Genomic DNA, 25186 nt, shown 5'->3' with positions numbered 1-25186 from the left:
ACTACAGAACGCACCCTCCTTCTATCTCGCAAAGGCCCTCCCCCATTTGCCATCGCCTCGACTGCAGGTCATATGAAGGGTGCGGTCAGGCAAAGCGGTGTGGACCAAGGTCGCGCCAACGGAGCCTGATGCCGAGCGCGACCGAAGAGAGAGCAAAGCCGAGCAGGCTGACGCCGATCCAGGTGCCGTAACTCCACGTAGCGACGGCAAGCGCCGATCCAGCCGCTCCCCCGAGAAACATGCTCGTCATGAAGATGGTATTAAGCCGGCTACGGGCCTGCGGATCGAGCGCGTAGATGATGTGCTGATTGGAGATCAAGGCGACCTGGACGCCGACATCGAGGACGACAACGCCGATGAGAAGCGCTGGTATCGAAGTCCCAAAGCCGAGCACTCCCCACGCGAACAGCGTTAGCGCGGCCCCCAGCCCTACGACCGATTGAGGCCCACGCCGGTCGGCTATCCTCCCGGCCAAGGGCGCGGCAAGCACGCCGACTGCACCAACAACGCCGAACAGGCCGGCGGCATCTGCGCCGAGATTGAACTCGGGCATTGCGAGGTAGAGGGCGAGAATGGTCCAGAAGGAGGTGAAGGATGCAAAAAGTGCCGCCTGCACGATCGAAGCCGCCCGCAAATCAGGATGGCGCCGCCATAGCTCGACGAGCGATCGAAGCGCCGCAGGGTAGGACAGGCGGGAAACCGGACTGAGCTTCGGCAGAGCTAGATACATCATCGCTGCGCCGACCAGCGCGAGCGGCGCGCTTACCCGGAACATGTCGCGCCAGGCGAAATACTCTCCGACGAAACCCGACACAGTGCGGCTGAGCAGGATGCCGGAGAGGACGCCGGCCATGACCGTGCCTATTGCCGCACCGCGCCGCTCGGGCGAGGCAAGCGCCCAAGCCACGGGGACGATCTGCTGGGCAACGGTGGCACTTGCCCCGAGCAGGATCGAGGCAGTGACGAGGAGCGCGGCAGTCGGCGCGACAGCAGCCAGGACGGAAGCCGCCGCCAGAGCGAAGAACTGCCCTATGATCAGCCGCCGCCGGTGAACAGTATCCCCCAGCGGCAAAAGCAGAAAAAGGCCCAACGCATAGCCGAGCTGCGTGGCGGTCGGAACGACGGCGGTCGCGGATTGGCCCGAGAACTCGGCTTCGATCAGGCCCAGGATCGGCTGATTGTAATAGATGTTCGCGACGGCAATGCCGCTGGCAACGGCCATGGCGTAGAGGCGAAGGCGGCCGAGTTCGGATCGAGAGCCGAGGTGCTTCTCGTTGAACACGTTCATGATTGATGCTCTTCCCGCTGATGAAAACTGTGCTGAACCTAATTTTTTATCGAAGGATGTGTTAGAGAGCGGAAGTGTCATGCTGGAATATCGAAAACTGATATAATGAACATTGATGACGTTGCCCTCTTTAGCGCAGCGGCCGGGGCCGGAAGTCTTTCGGAGGCTGCCCGCCGCCTGGGCCTTACACCGATGATCGCCACCCGGCGGCTCGCGTCGCTGGAGCGTGCGCTCGGCGTCAGGCTCATGCACCGCACGACGAGATCGCTGTCGCTCACAGCCGAAGGAGAGAGCTTCCTTCCTTATGCTCAGGCTCTGGTCGAAACGGAGCAGCAAGCGCGCGCACTGCTCCACGGAGAAGACGAGGGTGCGGCCGGGCTCCTGCGCGTATCGGCTCCTGTGGCCTTCGCCATCAAGGTGATCGCTCCGCTTATTCCCTCACTTCTGGAAAGCAATCCGGGGCTCAGGATCTCGCTCGACATGAGCGACAGCATGCCCGACCTGGTGTCCTCAGGCACGGACCTCGCCATCCGCATTGCGCGGCTGAAGGACAGCAGTCTCATCGCCAGGAAGCTGGCGGACAACCCCCGCTCACTTGTCGCCTCGCCGGCCTATCTTGAGAAACACGGCACGCCGCACAGTGCCGGCGAGCTTGCGCAACACGATTGTCTGCCTCTCTACGGAGTAACACACTGGACATTCCTCAAGGCCGGGGTTGAAAGCTCATGGCGACTGCAGAGTCGTTTTTCGTCGACGAGCATCGAAGGATGTCATGCGGCCTGCCTTGCGGGCGCAGGAATAGCGCTGCTGTCGGATTGGAACGTTGCCGACGATCTCTCGTCCGGGCGATTGGCGCGCGTCACCTTGGAGGACGCGGAACCGGAAACGCTCGCAATCTGGGCCGTTTATCCGACGAGCAGGTTCGTTCCTCCCAAGGTTCGCGTCTTCATCGACGCGCTTGCGAGCGCACTTAAGGCGATCAAAGGATCGGGTACGTGATCCCCTTGAATCGGCAGCAACTCGCGCGGCCGCGAATGCGGGTAGCGCTGCTCGCGAGCCGGCGGCGCTGATCGCCGCCGGCTCTGGTTGTTCAGGACTTGATGAAGGCGAGCAGATCAGGATTGATCACATCGGCATGGGTCGTCAGCATGCCATGCGAGTAGCCCTCATAGACTTTGAGCGTGCCGTTTTTCAGGAGCTTCACCGCGAGACGCGCCGAACTGTCGATCGGCACGATTTGGTCGTCGTCCCCATGCATGACCAGCGTCGGCACCTCGACCTTCTTGAGGTCCTCGGTGAAGTCGGTTTCGGAGAAGGCCTTGATGCCTTCGTAATGGGCCTTGGCGCTGCCCATCATGCCCTGCCGCCACCAGTTCTGGATGGCGCCGGTCGAGACCTTCGCATCGGGGCGGTTGAACCCATAGAAAGGCCCGCTCGGCAGATCGATGAAGAACTGGGCCCGGTTTGCCGCGAGCTGGGCGCGCAGACCATCGAACACTTCCATCGGCAGCCCGCCCGGATAGGCTTCCGTCTTGAGCATGATCGGCGGCACCGCGCCGACCATTACGAGCTTGGCGACACGCCCCGCACCGTGGCGAGCGACATAGGCGAGAGCCTCGCCGCCCCCCGTGGAGTGACCGATATGGATGGCGTCGCGCAGATTGAGCTCAGTCGCAAGCGCGGCGACATCTGCTGCGTAATGGGCGATGTCGTGGCCGTCGCTGACCTGAGACGAGCGGCCGTGGCCGCGCCGATCGTGGGCGATCACGCGATAGCCTTTGCTCAGGAAGTAGAGCATCTGCGCGTCCCAGTCGTCCGAGGAGAGCGGCCAGCCGTGGTGGAACACGATCGGCTGGCCTGAGCCCCAATCCTTGTAGAAGATCTCGACGCCGTCCTCGGTCTTGATGAAGTTCTGGGTCATGGGAATCGTTCCTTTGCTTTGGTTCGAAATGGAAGTTGCCGCCGCGGACCGTCTGCACCCGGATCCGGGCACAGCAGATGCGCGGGAAAGTAGCGTCGCCCGAGCGGCCGGGCGGGCGAGGCTTGCTCTCCGCCTCCTCGCCGCCCCACCTCGAAGGCTAAGGAGGCGTCCGGACAAGTCTTGTCGTTTTCCGTTGTGTTTTGGATAAAAGCGCCCGCGTCGCGTGCGAATGCTCGCACTCAGTGGCGACCGAGATGGGGCAGGTTTATCGACAACAGATGGTTCACCACGGGCGCCTCTGGCCCCTTGTGGAAGCCACGGACTTGCTGCTGTACGTCGGCGTCGGCCTTCGAGACGCGCCGATGCTGGCGAAGGTGCTCGGCCCAGGATTCGACCATGAACCACTCGACGACTCTCTGAGGATCGGCGGCGTCCTCGGTGACGCCCCAGCCATAGGCGCCATCGCGGCGACGCTCTCCGGAGAGCTTCGCGAGCGCCTTCAGAAAATCGCTCCGGTCGCTGTCATCGACCCGGTATTCGATGGTGACGAGCACGGGACCGCGATCGTGCTCGACTGGGGCAGCCGTGAGAGGTTCCGGCCAGTGGTTGGATGCGACCAGGTCCGCGTCGCCCTTTGGCAGCTTGACGAGGTGAAAGATGAGCCCCGCCACGGCAACTCCAACGGCCCCCAGAACAAGGGTCGCTGGAACGCCGGCGATCTCTGCGACCGCACCCCAGGCGAGGCTCCCGGCGGTCATCGCCCCGTTGAACACCGTAAGATAGACAGCGAGCGAACGTCCCCGAACCCAGTTCGGCAGGATCGATTGTGCGGCCCCGTTCAGTGTGGTCAGCGCAGTGATCCAGGCGCCTCCCAGCGCAAGCAGAGCCAGAATGGCGACCCATCGGGCCGGCGCGAAGGAGAGCCCGGCCATCACGGCCGCCGTGGCGAGCGCCGAGCCGAGCAATAGTGCATCCGAATCGAGCCTTGCGCGAAGTTTCGGCATCACCAGCGCACCGCCAATGGCGCCCGCGCCGACCGCGCCGAGCAAGATGCCGTAGAAACCGGCATCGCCGCCGAGAAGATTGCGGGCGACCAGGGGCAGAAGCGCCCAGACCGAACTCGAGAAAGCGAAGAATGCGGCCGCCCGGAGAAGCACTACATGCAGTTCGCGGCTCGCCCTCGCATAGCGCAGACCGGCCCGGAATGCTCCGAAGAAGCGTTCGGACAAGCCGTCGTCGACATCAGGCGCGCGCCTCCACCAGATGAGGGCAGCAATGACGAAAACGTAGCTGATAACGTCAACGCCATAGGTAAAGGCTGCGCCAAGCCAGGCAAGCAGCAGGCCGCCCACTGCCGGGCCGATCGCTCGGGAGATGTTGATGCCGAGCGAGTTGAGCGCCACGGCACCTTTGAGATCCTGCTTCGGAACGAGTTCGGGAACGATGGCTTGCCAGGTCGGCGCCATCAGCGCCGCTCCGATACCCCCGACGAAGGTGAATGCGATCAGGGACGTGATGGTCTGCAACCCCGTCGCAGACAGCAACATGAGGCAGATGCTGGCTCCGGCCAGCAGAAGCTGGATGATGATCAGGAACTTGCGGCGGTCGAGAATATCCGACAGTACACCTGCAGGGATCGCGAGGAGGAAGATCGGGAGCGTCCCCGCGGCCTGCACCGCCGCGACGGCGGCAGGGGCGTTCGAGAGGTCGGTGACAAGCCATGAGCTTGCGACATCGCGGATGAAGCTGCCGGTGTTGCCGACGATGGTCGCCACCCAGAGAATGGCGAAGGTCTTCTGGCGAAGCGGCGCGAACCCGCCGCCAGCCGCCGGGGTTGCAGACAGAGAGCTCATGAAGTCCGCCCCTTTCCGGGTGCGCCATGTTCACGCAGGTCGTGCCATGCGACAAGGGTGAACGCGCCAACGAGTCCGACATGTTCGAAGAAGCCGTTCATCGCCATCGAGCGCTCCATACCGGGCGGCAGTTCCCAGAAGCGAAGCGCGATGAAGGTCGCGGCGAGCGTGAAGACCGCAAGCGCAAGCGCGGCAGCCCAGCGGTAGATGCCGGCAAGGATGAGCGCCGACATGGATAGCTCGAAGACGATCACGCCGATGGCGAAAAACGGTGCCGGCTGCAGCCCGAAATGCTCCATTTCGGCGAGCGCCCCCGGAAAGTCGAAGATCTTCACGACCGGCCCTTGAATATAAGCCGAGCAGAGGGCGAGCAGGGCCAGAAAGTGAAGTGCCGGCGTGCGGGACGTCATTGGCGGAGCCTCATGAGATCGAATACTTGCCATTTACCGCTCCCTCACACGGCCCAGCACGAGCAGCCGAGCGCGCCGAAGAAGCCCTTCAGATCGGCGGTCGGCAGGCGGGACGTCCAGGCCGCAGCATGGTCGTGACCATGCATGCCGCAACTGCTGGAGCAGCTGCAGGACGCAATCGCGGTTCGTCGAAGCGAATGTCGCCCGGCCCCTTCAGGCTCGCCCCAGGCGGCGTATCCGCCATAGGTTCTGACCGGCGACCAGTCCGGCATTGCCGGCGGCAGCGGATTCTCATCGAGGCTGGCGAAATCACTCGCCGCATAGACGATCCTGCCGCCGACCATCGTGAGGTCGGAGGTCAGAAACGAGATCTCGTCCTCGGCACAGGCGAAGTAGTCCTTGCTGGGCACGATCAGGTCTGCGAGCTGGCCCTTCTCGATACGCCCCTTCCTGCCCTTCTCGTTGGAGAACCATTGCACCTTCTCGGTCCACATGCGCAGCGCGGTTTCGCGGTCGAGGCAGTTGGCGCGCGGATAGAGCTGCATGCCGCCGACGGTCTTGCCGGTCACCAGCCAGGAAAGCGAGACCCAGGGGTTATAGGAGGCGACGCGGGTGGCGTCCGTGCCCGCGGAGACATTGACGCCCTTCTCGAGCATGCGTGCGACTGGCGGCGTCGCCTCGGCGACGCCATGACCGTAGCGCTCGACGAAATATTCGCCCTGATAAGCCATGCGATGCTGAACGGCGATGCCGCCGCCAAGTGCCGCGATCCGGTCCATGGATTGGTCGGAGATCGTCTCCGCATGGTCGAAGAACCAGTTGATGCCGGAGAGCGGGATATCCTGGTTCACCTTCTCGAAGACGTCGAGCGCACGGCTAATCGTCTCGTCATAGGTGGCGTGCAGTCGCCAGGGCCAGCGGTTCTCGGCGAGGATGCGCACCACCTCCTCGAGCTCACCTTCCATTTCCGGCGGCAAGTCGGGGCGCGGCTCGCGGAAGTCCTCGAAGTCCGCTGCCGAGAAGACCAGCATCTCTCCGGCACCATTGTGGCGGAAGAAATCGTCGCCCTGCTTGTACTTGACCGAGGAGGTCCATTTGAGGAAATCCTCCTTTTCCTCCTTCGGCTTCTGTGTGAAGAGGTTATACGCAAGTCTCACGGTCATCTGCCCTTCGTCGGCGAGCTTCTGGATGACGGCATAGTCGTCCGGGTAATTCTGAAAGCCGCCGCCCGCATCGATGACGCCGGTGACCCCGAGACGATTGAGCTCGCGCATGAAGTGACGCGTCGAATTGACCTGATACTCGAAGGGGAGCTTCGGCCCCTTGGCAAGGGTCGAGTAGAGAATGCCCGCGTTCGGCTTGGCGAGCAGGAGACCGGTGGGATTGCCGTTGGCATCGCGAGTGATCTCGCCGCCAGGCGGGTTCGGAGTGTCTTTGGTAAAGCCGACGGCGCGAAGTGCTGCGGCGTTGAGCAGCGCCCGGTCGTAGAGGTGCAGCAGGAACACCGGTGTATCGGGGGCGATCGCGTTGATCTCATCCATCGTCGGCAGCCGCTTTTCGGCGAACTGGTGCTCGGTGAAGCCGCCGACGACGCGCACCCATTGCGGCGGCGGCGTGATCGCGACCTGCCGCTTCAGCATGTCCATCGCGTCGGCAAGCGAGCGCACGCCGTCCCAGCGCAGCTCCATATTGAAGTTCAGCCCGCCACGAACGACGTGAGTGTGGTTGTCATTGAGACCAGGCAGGACGCGCTTTCCCTTGAGGTCCACGAGTTTGGTGTCAGGCCCGGCAAGAGCCATGATCTCCCGCTCTTGCCCAACCGCAAGGAACTTGCCGTCCTTGATGGCAACGGCCGTCGCGCTCGGATTCGTACGGTCGAGCGTCGTCAGCAAACCATTGTGCAGGATCAGATCGGCGCTCATTGGCTTGTCTCCTGAAGTCGAAGCGGAATTGGCGGCGGGCGCCGGTGAAAACAGGTTGGGGAGCGCCAGCGCAGACGCTGCGCCGAGAAAACCGCGGCGGGTCGGCATTAGCCGATCTCCCGCGTCGGTGTCCGGTCAGGCGCACCAGCATGATCATGATCTGCCCCGGTCGGCAGTTCCCCGAAGACATGCGGGATGCAGCGGCTGCTGAACCAGGAAACGGTGACCGGATTGCCTGACATCAGGCGCTTGACGAGAGGCACCGCCTGTTCGCCGACGAGGATCCCAAAGAGCCCCACCAGCGCGATCACCGGCGGAGCCGGCGAGCGAACGTTGAGCAGGCTGTAGATGACACCGACGAGCAGCCCGGCCCCGAGCGAGAGGAGATACATCTTCATCGTCAATTCCTTTTGTTGCGCTTGCGGTCGCTGCTCCGGCCGCAAGCATGCGGCCGGAGCGGTGCTCTACGGATAAGCCCAGTGGATGTCAGTGGCCTTCGGAAGCGCCGAACATGGTCTTGGCGTAGATGATGCCGAGACCATAGGCGCCACCGAACTTCTTGGCGATGCCCGTCGTCATGTCGTAGGTTTCGGTGCGGGCCCAGTCGCGCTGCAGCTCGAGCATATACTGGAGCGACGTCATCGGCCGAACGCCGGCCTGCACCATGCGGTCCATTGCGCGCTCGTGCGCCTCGTCGGACACGTCGCCACAGGCGTCGGCGATCACGTAGACCTCAAAGCCTTGATCGAGCGCCGACAGTGTCGGACCAACAATGCAGACCGACGTCCAAAGCCCACAGAACACCAGCCGCTTCTTACCGATACGGTTGACCTCCTCGATCACCGCTGCGTCTTCCCAGGTGTTCATGGAGGTGCGGTCGAGAAGCGGCTGTCCGGGGAAGGCATCGGTGATTTCCGCGAACATGGGACCGGAGAAGCTCTTTTCCGCAACCGTCGTCAGGATCGTGGGGACCTTGAAACCGGCAGCCGCGTTGGCGACCAGCGCAGCATTGTTGCGCAGTTGCACAGCGTCGATCGACTTTGTCGCAAACGACATTTGCGATTGGAAGTCGATCATGATCAGCGCGTGATCCTTGGGCGAGACGAGGAGGTTGCCGGGCGTCGGTGTTGCGTTCAGCGTCATGATACTGGCCTCTTTCTGTTGGTTGCCGATGCTTGCGACTATGCCGATGATGGGCGCTCGATTCTTGTAGCGAACGACGGACTTTTGTAGTTTTTGATCGCCGCCAGTTCTGAGGCCGATGCGAGTTCAAGTGCCGTAGTTGAGCCACCGAGACACGCTTCAACCGCACGGCGGCAAGGGCTCTCGGCCCTTCCCGAGGCTCCCGTTGTTCGATCTGCTGTTTACGTCGAGCCTTGCTCAGGACTGCCGGCGTCGTCTCCAGGCGCCGGGGGTGCTGCCCATCGCCTGCACGAATGCACGTGTGAAGTGGCTTTGGTCGGAAAAGCCGCAGATGCTGGCGATCTCGCTCAAGCGAGTTTGTGAGAACTGCAGCAGATCAATGGCCTTTTCGATGCGCTGCTGCTGCAGCCATCGATGCGGCGTTTTCCCCATGGTTTCGCGGAAGGCACGCAGAAAAGCTGCCTGTGAGAGATTGCAGGCCGAAGCTAGCTGTTCGACGCCCAACTCACCATTCAACTGGCTCTGCACGAGGTCCCTGATCCTGGCCTGGCAACGTGCGGAAAGCCGGCGTCCGCTGGTGGCTGCGCCGCCGCGGCCGTTGCCGTACTGCTGAACGACATGAACCCCGATTGCGATCGAGAGCTGGTCAACGAACAAGGCGCTTCTGTTCGCGCTTCCATCCATTGTCGCAAACAAGGCCCCCAGCATGCCGCCGAGCACGGGATCTGGGTGCGCGGCAGCCTGGCGCAGTTCGCTGACACTTCTCAAGTCTGCTGCGTCGGCGATCCGTTCGAGCGCGTTGTGATTGATTTCGACTAGCATGAAGTCGAATGAACCGCTGAGATCGGCGCGATAGTCATCGGCGAAATTCCGCAAGTAAACGGCGTTCTGCTCGAAATCATGGACAGTCGAATGACGCTCTTTGAAGATCCGACGCCTGTGTCCGCCTGCTGCGGAAAGACCAAGCAGATATCCGCGCCCCGTCGCTGGTGTCGTGACCCTGTCCGGCGGCGCCGACGCCGACCTCTTGCGATAGAACGTCATGTCGCGGCCCTCGATCGTCCAGTCGTCGTCGAGCCTGTCCATGGAGCAACCGAGACTGTCGTGTCTTTCGGTTGCTGCGGTGGAAGCGACGCCCGTCATGCCGTGGTCCCGTACTTTGAGCCTACCTGTAGCGAAAACGAGCGAGCCCCTGAGGAGGTCGCCTGAGTCGCTCTGAATTGGCGCATCATCGCCGCGACTGCGATAACGTTCTTGTACAAAACTCACGCGTTTTGAACGATGTAGGCAAATGGAAGTGATTAGATTCCAAACGGATCCAAGGCCACGCCGAACGGCCTATTCTTTCGTCTGAAGCGTGCCGGTGTGTCGCCCGTCAGACTTGTGAACACCCTGGTCATGTGGCTCTGATCGGCGAAGCCGCAATTTATCGCGACCTCCGCAATCGACAGGTCCTGCAACAACAGCTCCTTGACCCGCGCGACCCGGTACTCGGTCAGCCATTTCGAAGGAGTGCGCCCAAAGCTCTCCTTGAAAGCCTTGTTGAAATAGCTGCGCGACAGTTCGCAGCGAGAAGCCAGATCTCCGATTGAGAACGGCTTGTTGAAATGAGCTGCGAGAAATTCGGTAGCGAGTCTTTCCTGCCAGGGCGCCAAGGTCCCTTTCTTGTCCACCGGGAAGTGCAGGCCGCCATAGGTCTGACTGAGATGCGCCAGCATGGCGAGATTGATCTGCTCCAGGAACAGGGGATTGGCCTGTTCCGGGTGGTCGAGCGACGGCAGCAATGCCTGCGCGAGCCCGTGCACCACGGGATCGATGCGGCTCGCGAAGCAAGAAAGCGCTACGTATTCGCTGCGCCCGGCCTCCTCCGCAAAGGCGCGTAGGCGGGCAAATGGAATCTGGAAACGAACATTGTCGAACGGGGAGAGTGAATGACATTGCCATTGATCGCGTAGATCTGTGATTGTAAGCGAGGCCTTGGCACCGCCGCCGTCATGCACCAACTCGCCACGACGCCAGAGCCTCTGGGAATAGAAGTCGCGCAGTTGAACGGTGACACCGAACGCTTCCGCGCGCGGAATGACGGCTGCATCTGCATCGAAGCGATCGGAATATGTCCTGGTGACGATGATGTCGCCGGAAGCAACTGATCTGACGATCGGACCCGGCCGATAACATGTGCCGTTCAATCCCTCATGCAGGTCCATCGGCGTCGTCTCCCGATATCTGGCCATGTGCGACCGTCCGTGCTGTCTCCGGGGTACAATAGTGCCGGATCGACTGCAGTGCGATCTCTACAATAGTCCCGAGGCTTGAATGGAAAATGACCTCATTGCACAAAACCGTCACTGTAACCAACGCGCCCGCCAGGCCGCTGGGGTGCTGCCCGTCACGCGACGGAAAGCCGTGATAAAGTGATCCTCGTCACTGAAGCCGCAGCGGGTGGCGATCTCCGGTACTGTCAAAGAACGCTCGCCGAGGTACTGCTTGGCACGTGCTGTGCGATAGCCCAGAAGCCACTGTTGCGGCGTCTGACCCGTCACCCCCTTGAAGCCAGCGATAAAGCGACGGATGGAAACACCGGCCGCCGAAGCTGCTGCGGCCATCGGGAACTGATCGGCAAAATGGTCGATCATGAAGTCCTTGGCCGCCTTTTCCTGCCAAACGGAGAGGCGCGTTGAACTGGAGCCTGGCTGATCGGGATCGCCGTAGGCGTGAAGCAAGTGCGCACAGATGGCAATGGCAATGTGCTGCAAGACCGGGACCTGGGAGTACCCTTGCCTCTCGAACAGCGGCAGAAGCGCCGCTCCGAGATTGCACATCACATCATCGTGCTCGCCCCGCCGGCATCTAAGCCTCGTTGCTTTTGGGGCAGTTGAGAACTCTGAAACTTCCCGAAAGAGTTCTCGCGGTATTTGGCAGGCGAGGGAATCGAGATCGCTGGACAGCCGTATGCAGGCTCCATTGGCAAGATCGACGAGGCACATGGAACCCTGCCGGAAGCGGCGTGTCTCGCTCTCGGTGCCATCGGGACCAACATCGCAATGATACGCATCCTTCAGGTACAGCATCAGAAAGTGAGCTTCGTCGGGCTGCAAGGACACCAGGCGGTTGGCATCCCCATTGAGCCGCCATTCCAGGCGCGTCACGGAAAATCCGGCGTCCCGAACCGGCCGAGCCGAGAGACACGGAGCATGCGGCAGCCCAAATTGAGCGCCGACGCCCTCTCTCGTTCCGGTCCTTTGATTCATCCGCACCTCCCAGATGCTGCTCTGCTGCTCCGAGAGGCCGGGTCGCGACAGTGCCGGCGTTCCCGACTTGGAATATCTCGACAGCAGAAGGGCTCGATATAAGCCCTGTATGTCCGATTGAAAGGAAGCATGCCCGCGGGCGCCGTCAATTTCTTGTAACATTTGCTCGCCTTTTGCCGGAAAGGACGGCTTCGAGCCGAAAACAGGACTGGGGTTCGCCTTGCCTCACAGCGGGCGCGTATGGGTAATGTACATTTCGAAGAAGTCCGAGAACCTTGCAACGCGCATCGGCAGCTTCTCGTAGGGCGGGTAATACAATGTCAGCCACAGCTCGGGAGGCTCCCACTTGGCAAGGACCTGCTTCAGCGTGCCGCGCGACAGCGCATCGTCGACGATGAAATGCGGCAGCAAGGCTACGCCCTGCCCGCCTTCCGCCAGTCGGGCGATTAACTCGCCGTTGTTCGCCGCCAGTACTTTGCCGACCGATACCTTTCGGGTACGCCCGCCATTCGTCAGCTCCCAGCTCTCGGCGATCGCCTCCTCGTCGTAGGCGATACAGGCATGTCGATGGAGATCATCGGGCGTCTCTGGTATCCCGAAAGCGGCGAGATAGCCTGGGGAGGCGACAAGGATGCGCCGCACGCGACACACTTTGCGCCATATCGTCGACCTGTCGCGCGGCGCCTCCGAAACTCTCAATGCGAGATCGAAACGCTCGGACACGATGTCGATGAAGCGGTCGGTTAGAGACAGCGAAACGCTCGTCCGCGGATATTCGGCTCGAAATCCTGAGACGATGTCCGGCAGCAGTTGTTGACCAAGTGAAAGCGGCGCATTGATGCGGATCAGCCCGGCCACCTCCCCTTGCTCTTCGCGCAGATCCTCTCTCACCTGATCAAACTGTCTGATCAATGGCTCCACGCGCGCCGCGTAAACGGCGCCGGCAGATGTCAGGGAAACCTGACGCGTGGTGCGCAGCAGAAGCTGCACTCCCAGGCTCTCCTCCAGCGCGCTGACGGCACGGGTCACGGTCGGCGGTGTCATTGACAACTGTCGCGCCGCCGCCGTGAAGCTGCGCTGCTGCGCAACGGCCAGGAATACTCGGATATCGCTCAGATCGCCCATGCTGTTTTATTGCAGTATGTGCAATAATTTTGTCAATATTATTCCTGTTCACTTTCGCGAGGACCTGAGCGATTTTCTCTCCAGATCAGCCGATACACGCTACCCCGGAGGGAAACCTGCCATGCTCACACAGATCAAAGGCCTTCATCACGTCACGTCGATGGCCGCCAGCGCCCAGGAGAACAGCGACTTCTTCACCAAGGCGCTCGGTTTGCGCCGCGTCAAGAAGACAGTCAATTTCGACGATCCGGAGGTCTATCACCTCTACTATGGTGACGAGATCGGTACGCCAGGCTCGGTGATGACGTATTTCCCGTTTCCCCATATTGCCAGGGGACGTCCTGGCGCTGGCGAAGTGGGCGAGACCTCCTTTGCAATCCCTGAGGGCACGCTCGGCTACTGGAAAGAGCGGCTCGCCTCGCGCGGCGTCGACGGACTTTCTGAGCACCAACTCTGGGGCGAGAAGCGTCTGCGCTTCAAAGGCCCCGACAGCGATGCCTTCTCGCTGGTCGAAGTCAAAGACGATCGGCGCCGCGGCTGGGCCGGCACAGAGGTCGACGCGGACAAGGCCGTCAAGGGTTTCCACGGCGCAACTCTGCGTCTTACGGATCCGGGCGCCACGCGGGAACTTCTGAGCTTCATGGGTTACCAGGAGGTCGACCGCAAAGGCGAGTGGTCGCGCTTTGCGATCAGCGGCGGCAACGGTGCTGACGTCGTCGACCTGGAAGTCGTTCCCAGTGCCGATCTCGCCCGCCTCGGCGCCGGCTCGGTGCATCACATCGCCTTCGCAGTAGACGATCGCGCTGCCCAGCTTGAGGTCCGCAAGGCGCTGATCGGCACCGGTTATCAGGTCACGCCAGTCATCGATCGCGACTACTTCTGGGCGATCTACTTCCGCACGCCCGGCGGCGTCCTGTTCGAGATCGCCACCAACGAGCCGGGATTTGATCGCGACGAAGACACCGGGCACCTCGGCGAGGCCCTGAAGCTTCCCACGCGCTACGAGCCCTATCGCGACGAGATCTCACGCCGTCTCGAGCCGATCAGAGACTAGCTCGCTTCGGGACCACGGCAATTCGGGTCCGGCCCGAGGGAGAAAACCACCATGACGACCTCATCCTATCAGGCGCTCATAAGAGCGCCACGACGCGACGCGCCCATCGTCTTTACGTTCCACGGCACGGGTGGAGACGAAGATCAGTTCGCCGAGCTGGCCAGGCAAATCTTGCCGGATGCCGGGCTGGTTTCTCCGCGTGGGGACGTGTCGGAATTTGGCGAACTGCGCTTCTTTCGCCGGACGAGCGAAGGCTCCTACGACATGCAGGACCTGGCCAGACGAACAGATAAGATGGTCGAGTTCATTGCTGCCCACAAAGCGGAAAATCCCGGACGGGCAATATACGCGTTCGGCTATTCAAACGGGGCAAACATCCTGGCATCGACTCTGTTCAGCCAGCCGCAGCTTTTCGATCGAGCTGCCCTGCTCCATCCGCTCATTCCTTGGGTCCCCGCGGTTAACAAGCAGTTGAAAGATCGTCGAATCCTGATCACCGCTGGCCAACGCGATCCTATTTGCCCGCTGCCCCTCACAGAGCGGCTCGTCGACCACTTTGCGGCACAGAAGGCCCGCGCAGAAGCATGCTACCATTCCGGTGGACATGAGATCCGACCCGAGGAATTGCAAGCATTGCAATCGTTCCTGACCTGAAGAAATCGGCGGCGACCGGCCGCCTTGGCAACGGGCGGACTTGCAGCGAAAGGTGTTCCTCCTGAGGCGCCGCCAACATCTATTTATTCACACCTGCCGAACGCAGATCTAAGGCCGGCCGCGACTGAAGACGAACTCTCGATCGATTGCTGCCGCTCGTCGATATCGCTCGAGATTTCCGGTGTTGGCCCCTTTTGCGGGCATTCAACTCAAACACAGGAAAGCGATCTCAGGTCTCTTCCGCAGTTATTGAGGCGCGGATCCCGCTCAAGGCTCCGACAGATCAGCCCCGGCAGCGTTGCGCAGTAGTCCGTAACGACAAGCATCTCAGGCACGGCAAGGAAGTGCGTTACAGAAACGGCAACCTCTCGCTTGAGGTTTTGTCGCCCCAATGCCTGGAAGAGACCCGCGCGCAGCAGGCCCGGCGGGAGCACGTTCACAAGCTTGAGCCCTCGTATTGTTCCCGGGAAATACGCTCTCAAACGTCGGGATGGTCAGCACGCACCACGCAGGCGAGCCCATCGTCCATCAGATGCTGGACGACAAGGTTGTCCGGCGGATGGACGATCCGGCCAAGCACCATCGCCGTGATACCGGACATGATGCCGGTCTCGGCGAGATCGTTGCCGAATGCCGATCATGCGGAGCTTGCCCGGCGCTCGCTCTCGCGTCCTCGCGACCAGGGCCGGCATCAACACAAGCTCCACGTAGCTGTTCGGGGCAAGCGTGAACAGTCGTTCGGCCTTCGCCGGCTGAAATTCCTGCTGGTTCGCTCGCCGCAAGTGACCGAGCAAATAATGTTCCGGACAGCTTCTGCGCAAGCAGGAAGTTCGAGGGAACCGCCGGCAAGCGGGCGGCGTTTCGTTGCCGGACGGCGCGCTCTGAAATCTTTCCAGATGTCGAATCTCCGATGCGAAAGATGCTGCCGCCCCCGAGGGCCACCAAAATGAACAAGCAGATGAAGTTTAACATCTGGTACTGGGTCGCGGCCCTTTTCGCACTGATGGCTTTCCAGTACATCTTCGCGACCGCTACACAGGTGGCCCAGATCCCGTATAGCGAGTTCGAATCTTATCTCGACGAAGGTAAGATCGCAGAGGTCGCGGTCTCAGACCAGTTCATCCAGGGACGTTTCAAAACTCCGCAGGACGGCAAGCCCATGTTCATAACCACACGCGTCGAGCCGGACCTTGCCCGGCAGATGCAGGAGCATGGCGTCATCGTGACTGGCCGGATCGAAAGCACCTTCCTGCGAGACATCCTCTCATGGGTCCTGCCAGCGGTGATCTTCGTCGGCATTTGGATGCTCATTCTGAGGCGCTTCGGTGCCGGCGTCGGCGGCGGGCTGATGCAGATCGGCAAATCGAAAGCCAAAATCTATGTGCAGAAGGACACCGGGGTGACGTTCAAGGACGTTGCGGGCGTCGACGAAGCCAAGGACGAGCTGAAGGAAATCGTCGACTTCCTGAAGGACCCGAAGAGCTATGGCCGGCTCGGCGGCCGCATGCCGAAGGGCATTCTGCTGGTTGGGCCGCCCGGCACAGGCAAGACACTGCTTGCGAAAGCGGTCGCTGGTGAAGCCGGGGTGCCCTTCTTCTCGATCTCGGGTTCCGAGTTCGTCGAAATGTTCGTGGGTGTCGGCGCGGCTCGGGTCCGCGATCTTTTCGAGCAGGCCCGCGAGAAGGCGCCGGCGATCGTCTTTATCGATGAGTTAGATGCACTCGGCCGTGCGCGGGGCATCGGCCCAATCGCCGGGGGACACGACGAGAAGGAGCAGACCTTGAACCAGCTGTTGGTGGAACTCGACGGCTTCGATTCCTCGGTCGGCCTTATCCTGCTTGCCGCGACCAACCGGCCGGAAATTCTCGACCCGGCGCTGCTCAGAGCCGGACGCTTCGATCGCCAGGTGCTTGTCGACCGGCCTGATAAGCAGGGCCGCATCCAGATCCTAAACGTGCACCTCAAGAAGGCGAAGCTTGCGACGGATGTCCAGCCGGAGCAGATCGCCGCACTCACGCCCGGCTTCACCGGCGCGGACCTAGCCAATCTCGTCAATGAGGCGGCCCTCCTCGCCACACGGCGCAAGGCCGATGCGGTAACCATGGAAGACTTTAACAATGCCATCGAGCGGATCATCGCGGGCCTGGAGAAGCGCAACCGCCTGCTCAATTCGAGGGAACGCCAGATCGTCGCCTATCACGAGATGGGGCATGCCTTGATGTCCATGAGCTTGCCCGGTCTCGATGCGGTGCACAAGGTCTCGATCATTCCGCGCGGCATCGGTTCGCTTGGCTACACGATCCAGCGCCCAACAGAGGATCGGTTCCTGATGACCAAGGAAGAGCTCGAAAACAAGATGGCGGTGCTGCTCGGCGGTCGCGCCGCCGAATGGATCATCTTCGGTCATCTCTCGACCGGCGCCGCCGACGACCTGGTCAAGGTCACCGACATAGCCCGAGCCATCGTCGCGCGCTACGGCATGACGGAAAAACTAGGCCACGTGGCGCTCGAGCGGGATCGGCGCTCGCTCCTGACACCCGAGCCGCTCTATGGATCGAGTGAGCGCGACTATTCCGAAGCGACCGCGGCCATTCTTGACGAGCAGGTGCGCACGATCGTAGACGAAACCTTCGAGCGCACTGTGTCGCTGCTCAAAGAGCGGCGTCCGCTGCTGGAGCGATCAGCCAAGCTCCTGCTGGAACGCGAGACGATCACAGAAGACGAATTGCGGGAGTTGGCGGGCGAGCACGCGGGCACACACCGGCTTGCCCGACCAGCTTAGCCGGATGAGGAAGCGGTGCAGTTTTCCGCCTGTGCCGCTATTTCGAAGGCGTCGATTTCCTCGCCTCGTCAGGAATGACCTGTCCAGCCAGGAACCGGCAATCTTGTTCCCTCGCCCTGATGAGATTCGAACCTGCGTTCCTGTTCTTTCTGGGGCGCTCAGACTGCAACTCCAGCGGAGCCCTCCAGACACGTGGTTCACGCTCAAGGGGCGCGCAGCAAATCAACCCGTCGCAGCAGCCGTTCTCGACCGGCTGGAGGCCCCGCGCAGCGGAAGTCGCCGCGCGGGGCTCAGTGTCTTGACCTCGAGGGCGTGCCAGTCGAGGCCTCAGGGCAACGCTTACGCTGCCTTGACCGTGATCTTCTTCTCATTGCTCATCGCTTCAGCGGTCTTCGGCAGGTGGGCCGTCAGGACACCTTTCGCGAAGGTGGCGTCGATCTTGTCGGCATCGACGCCGGGCGGCAACTGGAAGGCCCGCTGGAAGGCGCCGTAACGGCGCTCCGAGACAAAGCGATCCTTCTCGCGTTCCTCCTTTTCCTCCTTTTTTCGCCGCTCATCGAAAGCAGGCCGTTAGCGACCTTCACTTCGACCTCGTTCGCGTCCATTCCGGGCATCTCGGCGGTGATCTTGTATTCCTTGTCCGACTCGATCACGTCGACCACCGGAGACATATGCCAGGCGGCTCTCTCGAACGACGGCATGCCGAACGCGCGCATGCGTTCGGGCAAGGATCGCCAGCCTAGCGGATTCAAGTCGTCGAAAATCTGGTCGATCTCTCGACGGAGATCTTGAACAGGGAAAATTGAGCCCGCCCGGCCGGAGCCGATTTCTCGACTTTGGGGGGTTGTTTCTGAGGTGTGGTTTGACCTATGGCTCAACTCCCTTGCTTCACAAACGTCTCGCAGCAAATGGTCCGATCGAGAAAAATGGCGACCGCTCGCGAAGGCGATACTTCATCCGTCCGAGATAGGGCATTCGGTATTGAAAGCAATTTTCCGCTAATTATCTAATTTTTGCGCCTGCTTGAGATAGGCGCAACTTCATTCGACTTCATCATCCGTGGAGGTTGTGATGGCAACGCTGATGGAAAGAAAAAAGCCGCAGGACTGGTTGAACCTCGTCCTGGCGGTCGCCCTTTTCGTCTCACCGTGGGTCATGGGCTTCGCTGGTGAGTTCATGGCCGCCTGGAACGCGTGGATCGTTGGTGTCGTCATAGGCGTTTTGGCGCTCGCCACGTTGACTGCGTTCTCGGAGTGGGAGGAATGGGCGAATATGGTGATCGGGATCTGGCTGGTGGTCTCGCCGTGGCTGCTCGACTTCGCCGCGAATGTGAATGCCATGTGGACACATGTGGTCCTGGGCCTGCTCGTCGCGGCGATATCGGCTTGGGCGTTGTGGGACGAACGCCAGAACCCGCATGCCCGCGCCTAGTCGGCCCGGCCCTCATGCCCGCCGCCCCGGCGGCGGGCATTCTCCGAGCAGACCCTCGGGGATATCTGCAAGTCTGAGTATGGAGCAGAACATGACGCACGCGGCACAAAGTTCGTTCGCGGTCGCTGGCGAGTCCCACAAGAGCACATGCGACGAGGAGATGCCCGTTCCGAGCGAACCCGACGACATCGTCGATTCCTCGCCCAGCTCGAGTCGTACCCGCAAGTGACCCGCCTTCATGGCTTGGCACCACACCGGGGCACCGATCAAGTTGCCGACGCAACATGGACAAATTGGGAAGGCGGATCAGTGAAGGACGATGCCAACTTCACTATTGTTGTCGCGTCACGATGACCGAAAGGGCCCGCATGACCTCCTGACGGACGTCATCAGGCTGACGCCGCAGGGCGCCCGCAATCGTTCTGAGCTCTCGTCTCAAACCATAGAGCTGATCCAACAGCGCGAGGATGATCGGCACGGCGTCATCATTGACGTTCATGTCGTCCCGGAGTTCACAAACCAGGCGGAGTCGAGCGATGTCGACATCATCGAATAGTGGTACGCTCTCTACTTGAGACGGCACGATCCAGCCGCGACGCACCCACTGGCGCAACTGTCTGGCCGTGAGAGTGCGGAAGAGTTCGAGAACCTGCCCCTCTGTCAGTCTCATGACGCCCTCCTTAGCATATCCCGCGGATCATAAGGATGCGCCCGGCGCCAGGTTTCCATGAGAGCCTCGAGAGCCGGATCTACCTTGTCGGGCAAAACCACCTGCAGCTTGACACGCTGATCGCCAGCGGGGCCATGTCCACTCTTCACCCCCTTCCCCCTGAGACGCAGGACATCGCCGGTGTTCGACCCTTTCGGCACGGTCATCGATACCCGTCCGGAGACGGTCGGCACCTCGATCTTTGCCCCGAGCACCGCTTCGTAGAGCGTGATTGGCAAATCGACCTCGATGTCGTCGCCCTTGCGCTGGAAAACCGGGTGCGAGCGGACTCTGATTTCGACGAGGGCATCTCCGCGCGGCCCGCCGCCAATTCCTGGCGCTCCCTTATCTCTCAGCCGCAGCGTGCTGCCATCACGCGTGCCGGGCGGAATGGTCAAATCGAGCGTATTCCCGTCGGAAAGGGTGATGCGGCGCCGGGCGCCGTTGACGGCATCCAGGAACTCGGTCTCCAACTGGTAATGCACATCCTGCCCGCGCGCTTGGAAACGACCCCCACTCCTGTGCTGACCGAACAGATCGGAGAAGATGTCGGACAGATCCTCGAATTCGCCCGCTCCTCCCGCCGACGTATACCGGCCGGCCTGATCCGTATCGGCAAAGTTCCTGTAGAAACGTTGCTGGGGCCGCTCCGCCCCGGAAGCATCGATCTCGCCGCGGTCGAAACGGGCGCGCAGCTCGGGATCGTTTAGTAGATGGTAGGCTGCCGAAAGTGCCTTGAATTGAGCTTCTACCTCCTCGTCGCCGGGATGCAGGTCCGGATGCAATTCCTTTGCGCGCTTGCGATAGGCCTTTCGAATGTCGTTCTGTGTGGCTGTAGGCGGAACGCCCAGAATCTGATATGGATCCTCAGTCACCGATGACCTCCATCGATTTGACCTGCGCTTAGGCTTTGAGGCGCGCGGCGCCTCTATGGCAAGTGCTCAATATGGGCTTTCCAGTCGACCTTGCCCATCCTCTCCGGTGATTACCTCCCGATTGAGCGGGCGTATCGGGATACTGTTCGCTAAATGGATGCGTTTGCGGAACCAGAAGAACTGCATGCACCCGGACCGACCGGTCCCGCCCAAGGCGCGGTTGTCGACCAAACTAGTGGGCATCCTCCAGGCCACGCCTCGCCCCGCCTCCTGCTGTTCAGATCTTGCGCCAAGTAAGGCGTGAATTGTGAGTACGGCGCTTGGTTCTGCGAGCTTGAATTTCGCTAATTCGCACCAATATGTTTTCCACTTCTTTTTCATCCGGTGTGAATGCGAAAGGAGGACATCATGCTCAACCCGGAATTGGTCTGGATGACTCCCGTCACCGTTCACATGAAGGGCCGGGCGCCCCAGGTCTTCGCTTCTGTGAACGATGTGCTCGATTTCCTCGTAGAGGATTGGGCGAGCGATCGAGGCGGAAAATACAATCGGGCGGTTCAAACGTGCCGCCGTGCTCTCAACCGAATGACGCCAGTCGCCATCGCGCGCGAGGCGTTCATTGAGGCCTGCCGAGATGCGGGCATGTCGACGCTCGCGGACGGACCGCTCGGGACGAAGACGGGCGCTGGCGGTCAGCGCTCGCTTGCCTAGAACGGCTAAAGTGGGCTGGCACTTTAAGTGCCCCGCACTTGCGAGAATTTGCTCGGCGGCGCGCCAGAGCTTTGGCCATCGCCTCAAAGTGTTTCGATAGAGCTGGTAAGCGTCATGAAGGCCGCCGCAGCGGGGGCCTTCTGCCGATCGCAAACGACGGGACTGAAAGGGAAACCTACCCTCGAGCATCGATGGAGAAGCTAAGCACGCTCCCTCACTCGAAAACTACAGGTCACGCCCCTGTCGTCCACGACAATGTAATCCAGTTTGTTTCGTTCGGCGTAGGCAATGGCGGCATCGCGGGATGGAAAACGCAGTTCGACCTGAGTCAGCGTGTCCCTCCCGCCCGTGTAGCCCATCAGATAGTCGATAACGGGCGGGACTTGCTGTTCGAAAACCAGCAGCCAGGGTCGCCTCGACACGCGCGCCGAAGTCATCACCGAGCGTGACGGCCGAAAAATACGCGCGAGACGATCACCGCCCATTTGCGATCCGTTGATGTCGATCGTAGGGCGCAAGTCGACATGCTCTTCGAACTTCCGGTTAGCACGGTTCGTTTGCACGTCCCGCTTCAGGGGCCCGGTCATCGAGGTCGTCCTTGCTCGCTCGCAAACTGCCAGCCGGGCCATTCCGCGCCGGCTGGCGTCGGTATCATTTGGTGCTGTCGATCGTAATGCGCTTGACGTTAGTTCGCGCCTTTTCGGTCTTCGGCAATGTCACTGCGAGAAGACCGTTCTTGAATGTCGCGGCGACCTTGTTCTCATCGACCTGGCCACCAAGAGCCAGCCGCCGTTCGAAGCGCCCGTAGTAGCGCTCTGTGAACCGGCGATCCTTGTCCTCGGTTTCCGATTTCTTCTCGCCGCGAAGCGTAAGCACACCATCGTCCAGCAGCACCTCGACATCGTCTGGATCGATGCCCGGAACCTCCGCTATCACGCGGATCTCGTTGTCGTTCTCCTCGACCTCCACGGTCGGCCACGATCCATTGAAGGGCGTCATGCCACCGAACGCCGATGGCTGACCGAAGCCGCGGAAGACGTCGTCAAACAGACGGTTTACATTGCGGTGCAACGACAGGAACGGATCCATCTCATCGCCGCGATAGACGCTCGGGACCTGGCTGCTGCCACGGTTCCACGGGATCAGGTCACGTACATTCATGGCTTCATCCTTTCTTCGGTTTCATTCTCTCCTCTTGGTTCGGCGCAGTTTCCCTCCCCTCGCCTGCCCGGCGACAGGCGAGGTTCGAGCGGTGCGCGCCGTCTAGGCTGCCTTGTCGCCTACGATCTGCTTCGAAGCTGGTTTCGTCATCTCGGTTTCGATGGCGATCCGACGCGGCTTCATCTCCTCGGGTATTTCCTTCCTGAGGGTGATAACGAGAAGCCCGTTTTCGAGCTTTGCGCCCTCGACGATCACATGATCGGCGAGTTCAAATCGCCGAACAAACGGTCGTACAGGAAGTGCATGATGGAGGTATTGTACCTCTTCGTCCTCCGATTTCACGCCGTTGACCACGAGCATGTTCGCTTCATGGGTGATCGTCAGTTCGTCCTCCGCGAAACCCGCCGCCGCGATAGCGATTCGGTAGGCATCTTCGCCAAGTTTGACGATGTTGTAGGGCGGCCAGTTATCGGCGTTGAGGCTGGCGTTTTCGAGCAGGTCGAAGATGCGGTCGAAGCCGATGCTTGACCTGTAGAAGGGGGCAAAGTCGAGGTTTGTTCTCATAGCTACATCCTCCGTAGAGCAACATAGATACGAGGGAGCGCCAAGAAGCTCGGCGCTCCCTGACCAGGCCGACCCCAATTGGGCATCGACAAGAATGAGTTGGGGACTCCAGAGCGTCGGGTCAAGAGGCGAGTCGAGACCATTAGAGCAGGATCGGCGAAATATGATGCTGCGAAATCATGGCTTTAGCACTCCATGTCATGGAGTGCTAAAAAAGTTTCATCACCCTCTTGAAACTCCAAAAATCTGAAACCAGATCGATTGGCGCGATGCCAAAAACGTCGCGCGTTCCGCGTCGATCCGGATGCGGCGCGGAGGAGTCTAAAAAAACCTGTTTGTCCACGAGGAGAGCGAGATGACGTTCCGTCCTTTGCATGACCGCATCCTGGTCCGCCGCATTGAAGCCGAGGAAAAAACAGCCGGTGGCATCATCATCCCCGACACGGCGAAGGAAAAGCCGCAGGAAGGTGAGGTCATCGCCGTTGGCTCCGGCGCGCGCGATGATAGCGGCAAGCTTGTCGAACTCGACGTCAAGGCGGGCGACCGCATTCTGTTCGGCAAATGGTCCGGCACAGAGATCAAGCTCAATGGCGAGGAACTGCTGATCATGAAGGAATCCGACGTGATGGGCGTGATCGAGAGCGAAACCTCGGCGAAGAAGGTCGCCTGAGAGCCGGGCCGATTGAAGGAGTAGAAAAATGGCTGCCAAGGAAGTGAGATTCCACACCGAAGCCCGCGAGAAGATGCTGCGGGGCGTCGACATTCTCGCCAATGCTGTGAAGGTGACGTTGGGCCCAAAGGGCCGCAACGTGGTGCTCGACAAGTCGTTCGGCGCCCCGCGGATCACCAAGGACGGCGTCACTGTCGCCAAGGAGATCGAGCTCGAGGACAAGTTCGAGAACATGGGCGCCCAGATGGTGCGCGAAGTGGCCTCCAAGACCAGTGACATCGCCGGCGACGGCACCACCACGGCAACAGTTCTCGCCCAGGCGATCGTCAGGGAAGGTGCGAAGGCGGTGGCGTCTGGCATGAACCCGATGGACCTAAAGCGCGGCATCGACAAGGCGGTTGACGCTGTGGTCGAGGAGCTGCGAGGGAACGCCCGCAAGGTCACGAGGAACGATGAGATCGCCCAGGTAGGAACGATCTCGGCCAACGGCGACACGGAGATCGGCCGCTTCCTCGCAGAAGCGATGGAAAAGGTCGGCAATGAAGGGGTGATCACCGTCGAGGAAGCCAAGACCGCGGTCACGGAGCTCGAGGTCGTGGAAGGCATGCAGTTCGACCGCGGTTACCTCTCGCCTTATTTCGTGACCAACCCCGACAAGATGCGCGTTGAGCTGGAGGAGCCCTATGTGCTCATCCACGAGAAGAAGCTGTCCAATCTGCAGGCGCTGCTCCCGGTTCTCGAATCGGTTGTTCAATCCGGCAAACCGCTGCTGATTATCGCCGAGGACGTCGAGGGCGAGGCGCTTGCCACCCTCGTCGTCAACAAGCTGCGTGGCGGCCTGAAGGTCGCTGCCGTGAAAGCGCCTGGTTTTGGCGACCGCCGCAAGGCCATGCTGGAGGACATAGCGATCCTCACAGGCGGGACCGCAATCTCCGAGGATCTCGGCATCAAGCTTGAGAACGTCACGCTCGAAATGCTCGGCAGCGCCAAGAAGGTGGTCGTCGAGAAGGAAAACACGACGATTGTCGACGGGGCTGGTTCGAAGACCGAGATTCAGGGCCGTGTTGCCCAGATCAAGGCGCAGATCGAGGAAACCACGTCAGACTACGATCGCGAGAAGCTGCAGGAGCGGCTGGCCAAGCTTGCCGGCGGCGTTGCGGTGATCCGCGTCGGTGGCTCGACCGAGGTCGAGGTGAAGGAACGCAAGGACCGCGTCGATGATGCAATGCATGCCACACGGGCGGCGGTCGAAGAGGGCGTGCTGCCTGGCGGTGGTGTGGCGTTGCTGAGAGCCGTCAAGGCCCTTGATAGCGTTCAGACCGACAACCCCGACCAGAGGCACGGCATCGAGATTGTCCGCCGCGCGATCGAAGCGCCGGTGCGCCAGATCGCCGAGAACGCGGGTGCCGAAGGTTCGATCATCGTCGGTAAGCTGCGCGAGAAATCCGAATTTGGCTATGGCTGGAACGCCCAGACCAACGAGTTCGGTGACCTTTTTGAGCAGGGCGTGATCGATCCGGTCAAGGTCGTTAGAACCGCCTTGCAGGACGCCGCCTCGGTCGCCGGGCTGCTGATTACCACAGAGGCAATGGTCGCCGAGAAGCCGAAGAAGGAAGCACCGGTTCCACCGATGCCGCCTGGAGGCATGGACTTCTGACCGAA

Annotated in this window: 24 protein-coding genes and 2 pseudogenes; 8 read left to right on the top strand and 18 right to left on the bottom strand. The window is 61.1% G+C overall.

Annotation, left to right across the window (positions count from 1 at the left end; all coding sequences use genetic code 11):
- Nucleotides 1-85: 85 nt before the first annotated feature.
- Nucleotides 86-1288 carry an MFS transporter gene (locus AU381_RS16315; protein ID WP_064242791.1) on the bottom strand — a complete coding sequence of 401 codons (1203 nt, stop codon included), beginning with the start codon at nucleotides 1286-1288 and terminating at the stop codon, nucleotides 86-88.
- Between the two features lie 105 nt (nucleotides 1289-1393).
- Here AU381_RS16315 and AU381_RS16310 point away from each other — a divergent pair, with 105 nt between their 5' ends.
- Complete coding sequence (locus AU381_RS16310) at nucleotides 1394-2287, top strand: LysR family transcriptional regulator (RefSeq protein WP_064242790.1); 894 nt, start codon at nucleotides 1394-1396, stop codon at nucleotides 2285-2287.
- Nucleotides 2288-2378: 91 nt separating this feature from the next.
- Here AU381_RS16310 and AU381_RS16305 read toward each other — a convergent pair whose 3' ends face one another.
- The 10 genes from AU381_RS16305 to AU381_RS16260 form a co-directional block, all read right to left on the bottom strand.
- A complete protein-coding gene (locus tag AU381_RS16305) occupies nucleotides 2379-3209 on the bottom strand; it encodes an alpha/beta fold hydrolase (protein ID WP_064242789.1) in 831 nt (276 codons plus the stop codon).
- A 239-nt stretch (nucleotides 3210-3448) separates the two neighbouring features.
- Entirely contained in the window at nucleotides 3449-5062 is a 1614-nt protein-coding gene (locus tag AU381_RS16300; protein WP_082910074.1) for an MFS transporter, read from the bottom strand.
- On the bottom strand, nucleotides 5059-5472 hold the full coding sequence (locus tag AU381_RS16295; RefSeq protein ID WP_244520080.1) for a DoxX family protein: 414 nt from the start codon (nucleotides 5470-5472) through the stop codon (nucleotides 5059-5061). The genes AU381_RS16300 and AU381_RS16295 overlap by 4 nt, the downstream gene beginning before the upstream one ends.
- Nucleotides 5473-5516: 44 nt before the next feature.
- Entirely contained in the window at nucleotides 5517-7502 is a 1986-nt protein-coding gene (locus tag AU381_RS16290; protein ID WP_064242787.1) for an amidohydrolase, read from the bottom strand.
- Entirely contained in the window at nucleotides 7502-7792 is a 291-nt protein-coding gene (locus AU381_RS16285; RefSeq protein WP_064242786.1) for a XapX domain-containing protein, read from the bottom strand. Before AU381_RS16285 ends, AU381_RS16290 begins: the two co-directional genes overlap by 1 nt.
- A gap of 88 nt (nucleotides 7793-7880) precedes the next feature.
- Complete coding sequence (locus AU381_RS16280; protein ID WP_026617514.1) at nucleotides 7881-8531, bottom strand: hydrolase; 651 nt, start codon at nucleotides 8529-8531, stop codon at nucleotides 7881-7883.
- A 243-nt stretch (nucleotides 8532-8774) separates the two neighbouring features.
- Nucleotides 8775-9680, bottom strand: a complete 906-nt coding sequence (locus tag AU381_RS16275; RefSeq protein WP_064242785.1) for a helix-turn-helix domain-containing protein — start codon at nucleotides 9678-9680, stop codon at nucleotides 8775-8777.
- Nucleotides 9681-9838: 158 nt separating this feature from the next.
- Nucleotides 9839-10744, bottom strand: coding sequence for a helix-turn-helix domain-containing protein (locus AU381_RS16270; protein ID WP_064243122.1), 906 nt, complete (start codon nucleotides 10742-10744; stop codon nucleotides 9839-9841).
- Between the two features lie 138 nt (nucleotides 10745-10882).
- The gene (locus AU381_RS16265; protein ID WP_064243121.1) at nucleotides 10883-11788 is read right to left on the bottom strand and encodes a helix-turn-helix domain-containing protein; all 906 of its coding nucleotides are present in this window, start codon (nucleotides 11786-11788) and stop codon (nucleotides 10883-10885) included.
- Between the two features lie 225 nt (nucleotides 11789-12013).
- Nucleotides 12014-12913, bottom strand: coding sequence for a LysR family transcriptional regulator (locus AU381_RS16260; protein WP_064242784.1), 900 nt, complete (start codon nucleotides 12911-12913; stop codon nucleotides 12014-12016).
- Between the two features lie 121 nt (nucleotides 12914-13034).
- On the opposite strand from AU381_RS16260, the gene AU381_RS16255 reads away from it, so the two are divergent.
- Both AU381_RS16255 and AU381_RS16250 read left to right on the top strand, forming a co-directional pair.
- On the top strand, nucleotides 13035-13967 hold the full coding sequence (locus AU381_RS16255) for a VOC family protein (protein ID WP_064242783.1): 933 nt from the start codon (nucleotides 13035-13037) through the stop codon (nucleotides 13965-13967).
- A gap of 51 nt (nucleotides 13968-14018) precedes the next feature.
- Nucleotides 14019-14621 (top strand): alpha/beta hydrolase, encoded by a 603-nt coding sequence (locus AU381_RS16250; RefSeq protein WP_064242782.1) that lies wholly within the window; start codon nucleotides 14019-14021, stop codon nucleotides 14619-14621.
- 251 nt (nucleotides 14622-14872) lie between these two features.
- On the opposite strand, the pseudogene AU381_RS16245 reads toward AU381_RS16250, so the two are convergent.
- Nucleotides 14873-15388, bottom strand: a pseudogene (locus AU381_RS16245) (LysR substrate-binding domain-containing protein); the annotation flags it as partial.
- 179 nt (nucleotides 15389-15567) lie between these two features.
- On the opposite strand from AU381_RS16245, the gene ftsH reads away from it, so the two are divergent.
- Entirely contained in the window at nucleotides 15568-17403 is a 1836-nt protein-coding gene (ftsH, locus tag AU381_RS16240; protein WP_064243120.1) for an ATP-dependent zinc metalloprotease FtsH, read from the top strand.
- 339 nt (nucleotides 17404-17742) lie between these two features.
- Here ftsH and AU381_RS31090 read toward each other — a convergent pair.
- A pseudogene (locus tag AU381_RS31090) lies at nucleotides 17743-17886 on the bottom strand (Hsp20/alpha crystallin family protein); the annotation flags it as partial.
- Nucleotides 17887-18471: 585 nt separating this feature from the next.
- Between AU381_RS31090 and AU381_RS16230 the strand changes: the two are divergent.
- Nucleotides 18472-18834, top strand: coding sequence for an SPW repeat protein (locus tag AU381_RS16230; RefSeq protein WP_156528616.1), 363 nt, complete (start codon nucleotides 18472-18474; stop codon nucleotides 18832-18834).
- 331 nt (nucleotides 18835-19165) lie between these two features.
- On the opposite strand, the gene AU381_RS16225 is transcribed toward AU381_RS16230, so the two are convergent.
- Both AU381_RS16225 and AU381_RS16220 read right to left on the bottom strand, forming a co-directional pair.
- Nucleotides 19166-19504: a chaperone modulator CbpM gene (locus AU381_RS16225; RefSeq protein ID WP_064242779.1), complete on the bottom strand. Its 339-nt coding sequence runs from the start codon at nucleotides 19502-19504 to the stop codon at nucleotides 19166-19168.
- A complete protein-coding gene (locus tag AU381_RS16220) occupies nucleotides 19501-20418 on the bottom strand; it encodes a DnaJ C-terminal domain-containing protein (protein WP_064242778.1) in 918 nt (305 codons plus the stop codon). Before AU381_RS16220 ends, AU381_RS16225 begins: the two co-directional genes overlap by 4 nt.
- Before the next feature lie 408 nt (nucleotides 20419-20826).
- Between AU381_RS16220 and AU381_RS16210 the strand changes: the two genes are divergently transcribed.
- Entirely contained in the window at nucleotides 20827-21129 is a 303-nt protein-coding gene (locus tag AU381_RS16210) for a DUF982 domain-containing protein (RefSeq protein WP_244520077.1), read from the top strand.
- A gap of 200 nt (nucleotides 21130-21329) precedes the next feature.
- On the opposite strand, the gene AU381_RS16205 is transcribed toward AU381_RS16210, so the two are convergent.
- From AU381_RS16205 to AU381_RS16195, 3 genes are all read right to left on the bottom strand, one after another.
- Nucleotides 21330-21716, bottom strand: a complete 387-nt coding sequence (locus AU381_RS16205; protein WP_064243119.1) for an NADH dehydrogenase ubiquinone Fe-S protein 4 — start codon at nucleotides 21714-21716, stop codon at nucleotides 21330-21332.
- Between the two features lie 64 nt (nucleotides 21717-21780).
- Nucleotides 21781-22290, bottom strand: a complete 510-nt coding sequence (locus tag AU381_RS16200; protein WP_064242775.1) for an Hsp20/alpha crystallin family protein — start codon at nucleotides 22288-22290, stop codon at nucleotides 21781-21783.
- 102 nt (nucleotides 22291-22392) lie between these two features.
- Nucleotides 22393-22854, bottom strand: a complete 462-nt coding sequence (locus tag AU381_RS16195; protein WP_064242774.1) for an Hsp20 family protein — start codon at nucleotides 22852-22854, stop codon at nucleotides 22393-22395.
- Nucleotides 22855-23209: 355 nt separating this feature from the next.
- On the opposite strand from AU381_RS16195, the gene groES reads away from it, so the two are divergent.
- Both groES and groL read left to right on the top strand, forming a co-directional pair.
- A complete protein-coding gene (gene groES, locus AU381_RS16190) occupies nucleotides 23210-23524 on the top strand; it encodes a co-chaperone GroES (RefSeq protein WP_064242773.1) in 315 nt (104 codons plus the stop codon).
- Between the two features lie 28 nt (nucleotides 23525-23552).
- Entirely contained in the window at nucleotides 23553-25181 is a 1629-nt protein-coding gene (gene groL, locus AU381_RS16185) for a chaperonin GroEL (RefSeq protein WP_064242772.1), read from the top strand.
- Nucleotides 25182-25186 lie beyond the last annotated feature (5 nt).

It is taken from the genome of Sinorhizobium glycinis, assembly GCF_001651865.1.
GTDB lineage: Bacteria > Pseudomonadota > Alphaproteobacteria > Rhizobiales > Rhizobiaceae > Sinorhizobium > Sinorhizobium glycinis.
The sequence above is the reverse complement of the archived record's forward strand: the minus strand, read 5'-3'. Positions and strand labels throughout refer to the sequence as shown.

Coding starts and splice junctions, on each gene's coding strand:
- AU381_RS16315 (WP_064242791.1), bottom strand. CDS start 1,288: ATGAACGTGTTCAACGAGAAGCACCTCGGCTCTCGATCCGAACTCGGC.
- AU381_RS16310 (WP_064242790.1), top strand. CDS start 1,394: ATGAACATTGATGACGTTGCCCTCTTTAGCGCAGCGGCCGGGGCCGGA.
- AU381_RS16305 (WP_064242789.1), bottom strand. CDS start 3,209: ATGACCCAGAACTTCATCAAGACCGAGGACGGCGTCGAGATCTTCTAC.
- AU381_RS16300 (WP_082910074.1), bottom strand. CDS start 5,062: ATGAGCTCTCTGTCTGCAACCCCGGCGGCTGGCGGCGGGTTCGCGCCG.
- AU381_RS16295 (WP_244520080.1), bottom strand. CDS start 5,472: ATGACGTCCCGCACGCCGGCACTTCACTTTCTGGCCCTGCTCGCCCTC.
- AU381_RS16290 (WP_064242787.1), bottom strand. CDS start 7,502: ATGCCGACCCGCCGCGGTTTTCTCGGCGCAGCGTCTGCGCTGGCGCTC.
- AU381_RS16285 (WP_064242786.1), bottom strand. CDS start 7,792: ATGAAGATGTATCTCCTCTCGCTCGGGGCCGGGCTGCTCGTCGGTGTC.
- AU381_RS16275 (WP_064242785.1), bottom strand. CDS start 9,680: ATGACGGGCGTCGCTTCCACCGCAGCAACCGAAAGACACGACAGTCTC.
- AU381_RS16270 (WP_064243122.1), bottom strand. CDS start 10,744: ATGGACCTGCATGAGGGATTGAACGGCACATGTTATCGGCCGGGTCCG.
- AU381_RS16265 (WP_064243121.1), bottom strand. CDS start 11,788: ATGAATCAAAGGACCGGAACGAGAGAGGGCGTCGGCGCTCAATTTGGG.
- AU381_RS16260 (WP_064242784.1), bottom strand. CDS start 12,913: ATGGGCGATCTGAGCGATATCCGAGTATTCCTGGCCGTTGCGCAGCAG.
- AU381_RS16255 (WP_064242783.1), top strand. CDS start 13,035: ATGCTCACACAGATCAAAGGCCTTCATCACGTCACGTCGATGGCCGCC.
- AU381_RS16250 (WP_064242782.1), top strand. CDS start 14,019: ATGACGACCTCATCCTATCAGGCGCTCATAAGAGCGCCACGACGCGAC.
- ftsH (WP_064243120.1), top strand. CDS start 15,568: ATGAACAAGCAGATGAAGTTTAACATCTGGTACTGGGTCGCGGCCCTT.
- AU381_RS16225 (WP_064242779.1), bottom strand. CDS start 19,504: ATGAGACTGACAGAGGGGCAGGTTCTCGAACTCTTCCGCACTCTCACG.
- AU381_RS16210 (WP_244520077.1), top strand. CDS start 20,827: ATGCTCAACCCGGAATTGGTCTGGATGACTCCCGTCACCGTTCACATG.
- AU381_RS16205 (WP_064243119.1), bottom strand. CDS start 21,716: ATGACCGGGCCCCTGAAGCGGGACGTGCAAACGAACCGTGCTAACCGG.
- AU381_RS16200 (WP_064242775.1), bottom strand. CDS start 22,290: ATGAATGTACGTGACCTGATCCCGTGGAACCGTGGCAGCAGCCAGGTC.
- AU381_RS16195 (WP_064242774.1), bottom strand. CDS start 22,854: ATGAGAACAAACCTCGACTTTGCCCCCTTCTACAGGTCAAGCATCGGC.
- groES (WP_064242773.1), top strand. CDS start 23,210: ATGACGTTCCGTCCTTTGCATGACCGCATCCTGGTCCGCCGCATTGAA.
- groL (WP_064242772.1), top strand. CDS start 23,553: ATGGCTGCCAAGGAAGTGAGATTCCACACCGAAGCCCGCGAGAAGATG.